The sequence below is a fragment of the Erwinia persicina genome (assembly GCF_014838825.1).
Classification (GTDB): domain Bacteria; phylum Pseudomonadota; class Gammaproteobacteria; order Enterobacterales; family Enterobacteriaceae; genus Erwinia; species Erwinia persicina_A.
On the sequence record NZ_JACYMO010000021.1, the window covers coordinates 1 to 4653 of the forward strand.

Here is a 4653-nt window from a genome sequence, read left to right on the forward strand (position 1 = left end):
CCGAAAGGCCGGGGTTTTTTGCGTTTTAAGCGGGTAATCCCCGATCGATCCCAATCCTCTGCCTTAATGTTCCCCCGAAACACCGTCCGACCTCCCGATGCGTGTTGTTTCAAGTTAAATTCAACGTGAAATTAGCAGGTTTTTGGCGTTTCATCGCCGATTAAGGGCGCGAGCTGCGCCCAGAAAACCCTCAACGCGCTGCGGCTAATCGGTTACACTAGCTGACAGTTTACTCTGTGAAGGCCGTATTATGTCCCGCCAGCAAGAATCGTTAAAACCCTGGAATACCTTCAGTCTCGACGCCCGTGCCCGCCACATTAGCGTGGTGAAAACCATAGAGGATCTTTGCCAGTGCTGGCAGGAAAGTGCTCGCCAGAAAGAGCCCGTATTATTGCTGGGTGAAGGCAGTAACGTGCTGTTTCTTGAGGATTTTGCAGGGCAGGTGATCATCAATCGCATTAAAGGTATCAGCGTTGAAGAGGCGGAGGATGCCTGGCTGGTGCATGTGGGGGCGGGAGAAAACTGGCATCAGCTGGTTGAAACGCTGCTGGAGCAGAATCTGGCAGGGCTGGAAAACCTTGCTTTGATCCCGGGGTGTACAGGTTCGGCACCCATTCAAAATATAGGTGCCTATGGCGTTGAACTGGAACAGGTGTGTCACTATGTCGATGTTGTCCGCCTTTGCGATGGCACCGTCCAGCGTCTGACGGCTGCAGAGTGCCAGTTTGGCTATCGGGACAGCATCTTCAAGCATCACTACCGTGAGGGTTATGCGATCGTCGCGGTAGGTCTGCACCTGCGAAAAAACTGGAAACCAGTCCTCAGCTACGGCGATCTGAGAAATCTGGATCCGTTAACGGTCACTCCCCGGCAGGTGTTCGATGCGGTCTGCGCGATGCGCCGCAGTAAACTTCCTGATCCTGAAGTGACCGGAAATGCGGGGAGCTTCTTCAAAAACCCGCTGGTCAGCGCTGAAACGGCTGCCCATCTCCAGGCGCGTTATCCTGATATTCCTCACTATCCACAGGAAAAGGGTGACGTGAAGCTGGCCGCCGGCTGGTTAATCGATCAATGCTCTTTGAAAGGCTTCCGTCACGGTGGTGCAGCGGTTCACCAGCAGCAGGCTCTGGTGCTGATTAACGCAGAGAATGCCAGCGGCCAGGACATTGTGGAGCTCGCCCGTGTCGTTCGTCAGCGTGTGGCAGAGAAATTTACGGTCTGGCTGGAGCCGGAAGTGCGCTTTATTGCGGCGCAGGGTGAAACTGACGCCGTTGAGGTGATTGCATGAAAGATAACACCGTACCCCTGAAACTGATCAGTATTCTGGCAGATGGTGAATTTCATTCAGGTGAACACCTGGGTGAGCATCTGGGAATGAGCAGGGCGGCGATTAATAAGCATGTTCAGACGCTGAAAGAGTGGGGAATCGATGTTTTTACCGTGACAGGCAAAGGATACAGCCTCGCTTCCCCGATGCAGTTGCTGAATGAAGAGGCAATCAATGCAAAGCTGGAGGCAGGCAGGCTGGCGGTTATTCCGGTCATCGACTCCACCAATCAGTATTTGCTCGATCGCATGGACAGCCTGCAGTCAGGGGATGCCTGCGTTGCGGAATATCAGCAGGCAGGGCGTGGAAGACGCGGGCGTCAGTGGTTTTCCCCCTTTGGTGCAAACCTCTATCTGTCGATGTACTGGCGTCTTGAGCAGGGACCTGCTGCTGCCATGGGCCTGAGTCTGGTGATCGGTATCGTGCTGGCTGAGGCACTGCAGGCGCAGGGCGCACCCGGGATCAGAGTGAAGTGGCCAAACGACATCTATCTTGACGATCGCAAACTTGCCGGTATTCTCGTTGAACTGACCGGGAAAGCAGGCGATGCTGCGCAGATCGTGACCGGGGCAGGAATAAATCTTGCGATGCGTGCCACAGGAGCCGGGGTGATCAATCAGGGCTGGATTAACCTCCAGGAGGCAGATGTCACTGTCGATCGTAACGCGCTTTCAGCGTTGATCGTGAATAAAATGAGAGCCGCACTGACGCAGTTTGAACAGGATGGTCTGGCTCCGTTTATTGAGCGTTGGGCGCGGTTAGACAACTTTATCGACCGGCCGGTAAAACTGCTGATTGGCGATCGTGAAATCACCGGTATCGCCAGGGGAATTGATCCACAGGGCGGGTTAATTCTGGAGCAGGATGGCGTGAGGAAATCCTGGGTAGGCGGGGAAATTTCGTTACGGCCACAGCATTAAAAAAAGGGGCATCGCCCCTTTTTTGCTACTTTCTTAATCTGACAAGATCAACGGCATGATCGCTGCTCTTGGTCATGATCAGACTGGCACGCTCTCGCGTTGGCATAATATTTTCTTTCAAATTCATATAGTTAATTTCCTTCCATAGCTGGGTTGCAATTCCCACCGCCTCTTCTTCAGGCAGTTGCGCATAGTGATGGAAGTAGGAGTCCGGGTCGGTGAAGGCTCCCTGCCGGAATTTCAGAAAACGATTAATATACCAGCGCTCCAGTAACTCTTCCGGGGCGTCCACATAGATCGAAAAATCCACGAAATCTGACACGAAAACATGATGGGGATCGTGGGGATAGTCCATTCCACTCTGCAGGACGTTCAACCCCTCCAGAATGAGGATATCCGGCTGCTGGACGACTTTATCGCCGTCAGGAATAACATCGTAAATCAGATGTGAATAGACCGGAGCCGTTACCTGGGCTGCGCCAGACTTCAGATCGGAAACGAAGTTAACCAGACGATGCATATCGTAGGAGAGCGGGAAACCCTTCTTCTTCATCAGCCCACGTTCTTTCAGCACCGCATTGGGATGCAGGAAGCCGTCAGTGGTGATGAGCTCGACTTTGCGATGTTCAGGCCAGCGGCTCAACAGCGCCTGTAATACGCGCGCTGTAGTACTTTTGCCGACGGCTACGCTGCCGGCAATGCTAATGATATAGGGGATCTTCTGACCATTGGTACCGAGAAACTGCTCAAGGACGGCCTGACGTCGCAAGTTAGAGCTGATATAGAAATTCAGCAGACGTGACAACGGCAAATAAATTTCTGCCACCTCTTCCATTGAGAGATCGTCATTAATGCCCTCCAGACGGGCAATTTCGTCTTCAGAAAGCGTCATCGGTACCGAATCACGCAGCGCGGCCCATTGGGTCCGGTTGAAATGCAGATAGGGTGTGGTTAACAAGGCGTCTTTTTTGCTCATAAGCGTGCTTCTGCCAGCAATTTTTGCCCTTCACTAGGCCAGCCATTTTGTATCAACAGGTTCCGGTTGTTGTCAGGCTTAGATACTAAGGGAAATTTCAAAAACAATGGTCGGAGGTTACCACCAGACGGGCATGAATAAGAAGGAAAAATGACAGTTAGCCCATGCAAACGTAACCGCACCCGCATTAATGATATTTTTAACTGTTGTTTATAGGTGCTTCTTTCCTGTCGACACGTCCAGGACAGAAACATAACCTTGTCGTGTTTTTTTTGTGCATACGAGTGATATTACATAATAAGACGCGGGCAGGGTGCAGATTAGCGCACCCTGTAAAACGCAGAGTGTTGATGCTTCTTTGAACGAAGATTGTATGTAAAAGCGCTAATTTGCGAAGAGTTGCACAAATAGTGAGCATAAGAACAATTATCGCAATATTTTTGTTGCATCATGCCTCAGGTCTTCCTAGAATGCGCACCACTTGATGCCGGCTTAGCTCAGTTGGTAGAGCAACTGACTTGTAATCAGTAGGTCACCAGTTCGATTCCGGTAGCCGGCACCATCAAGTAACAAAGTACCCCAGGTGGGGTTCCCGAGCGGCCAAAGGGAGCAGACTGTAAATCTGCCGTCATCGACTTCGAAGGTTCGAATCCTTCCCCCACCACCATTTCGACTCAGCAGTCAGGAGTTGAAACCGGCAGAGAAATAAATCACTCGACCGGAAAAGATGGCAACCACCACAAGGTTGTTCATCACGATTTCAGACTGAGCTCAAGCACAGTCAGGGTCATCAGGCAAACGCGTGTTGACTAGAGCAACGAAGAAAGCTTTTTCTGAGTTGTTCACAAGCTACAGACAGAACAGGTAGCCGAGTTCCAGGATGCGGGCATCGTATAATGGCTATTACCTCAGCCTTCCAAGCTGATGATGCGGGTTCGATTCCCGCTGCCCGCTCCAAGCCGTGCTGATATGGCTCAGTTGGTAGAGCGCACCCTTGGTAAGGGTGAGGTCCCCAGTTCGACTCTGGGTATCAGCACCACTTTCAAAATCTCCCTCCCTGCTTCTTCTCTGTGCATTAAAATTCAACGATTCAGGCAATGCCTGGTTGATGTGGTGATATCACCGATTAATCCGTGTCTTAGAGGGACAAGCGATGTCTAAAGAAAAATTTGAACGTTCCAAACCGCACGTCAACGTTGGTACTATCGGCCACGTTGACCACGGCAAAACTACCCTGACTGCTGCTATTACTACCGTTCTGGCTAAAACCTACGGTGGCTCTGCTCGTGCGTTCGATCAGATCGACAACGCGCCAGAAGAAAAAGCACGTGGTATCACCATCAACACATCTCACGTTGAATACGACACCCCAACTCGCCACTACGCGCACGTTGACTGCCCAGGCCACGCCGACTATGTGAAAAACATGA

The 4653-nt window shown here is 51.6% G+C and carries 4 protein-coding genes and 4 tRNA genes; 7 read left to right on the forward strand and 1 reads right to left on the reverse strand.

Annotation, left to right across the window (positions count from 1 at the left end):
* Positions 1 to 250: 250 nt before the first annotated feature.
* A complete protein-coding gene (murB, locus tag IFU29_RS22005) occupies positions 251 to 1288 on the forward strand; it encodes a UDP-N-acetylmuramate dehydrogenase (protein ID WP_191935747.1) in 1038 nt (345 codons plus the stop codon).
* Positions 1285 to 2247: a bifunctional biotin--[acetyl-CoA-carboxylase] ligase/biotin operon repressor BirA gene (gene birA, locus IFU29_RS22010; RefSeq protein WP_191935748.1), complete on the forward strand. Its 963-nt coding sequence runs from the start codon at positions 1285 to 1287 to the stop codon at positions 2245 to 2247. Before murB ends, birA begins: the two co-directional genes overlap by 4 nt.
* A 25-nt stretch (positions 2248 to 2272) precedes the next feature.
* Here the strand turns inward: birA and coaA are convergent, their stop codons facing one another.
* Positions 2273 to 3223: a type I pantothenate kinase gene (gene coaA / locus IFU29_RS22015; RefSeq protein ID WP_062749625.1), complete on the reverse strand. Its 951-nt coding sequence runs from the start codon at positions 3221 to 3223 to the stop codon at positions 2273 to 2275.
* A gap of 486 nt (positions 3224 to 3709) precedes the next feature.
* Between coaA and IFU29_RS22020 the strand changes: the two genes are divergently transcribed.
* The 5 genes from IFU29_RS22020 to IFU29_RS22040 form a co-directional block, all read left to right on the forward strand.
* A tRNA-Thr gene (locus IFU29_RS22020) sits at positions 3710 to 3785 on the forward strand.
* Between the two features lie 20 nt (positions 3786 to 3805).
* A tRNA-Tyr gene (locus tag IFU29_RS22025) sits at positions 3806 to 3890 on the forward strand.
* A gap of 215 nt (positions 3891 to 4105) precedes the next feature.
* Positions 4106 to 4180: transfer RNA gene (locus IFU29_RS22030), tRNA-Gly, on the forward strand.
* Positions 4181 to 4186: 6 nt separating this feature from the next.
* Positions 4187 to 4262: transfer RNA gene (locus IFU29_RS22035), tRNA-Thr, on the forward strand.
* Positions 4263 to 4376: 114 nt separating this feature from the next.
* Positions 4377 to 4653 (forward strand): GTP-binding protein (locus IFU29_RS22040; RefSeq protein WP_244633778.1); only part of this gene is annotated, 277 nt, incomplete at its 3' end.

What these genes read in the sequence shown, in the direction of transcription:
- coaA (WP_062749625.1), bottom strand. Translation starts at nt 3,223, where the DNA reads ATGAGCAAAAAAGACGCCTTGTTAACCACACCCTATCTGCATTTCAAC.
- murB (WP_191935747.1), top strand. Translation starts at nt 251, where the DNA reads ATGTCCCGCCAGCAAGAATCGTTAAAACCCTGGAATACCTTCAGTCTC.
- birA (WP_191935748.1), top strand. Translation starts at nt 1,285, where the DNA reads ATGAAAGATAACACCGTACCCCTGAAACTGATCAGTATTCTGGCAGAT.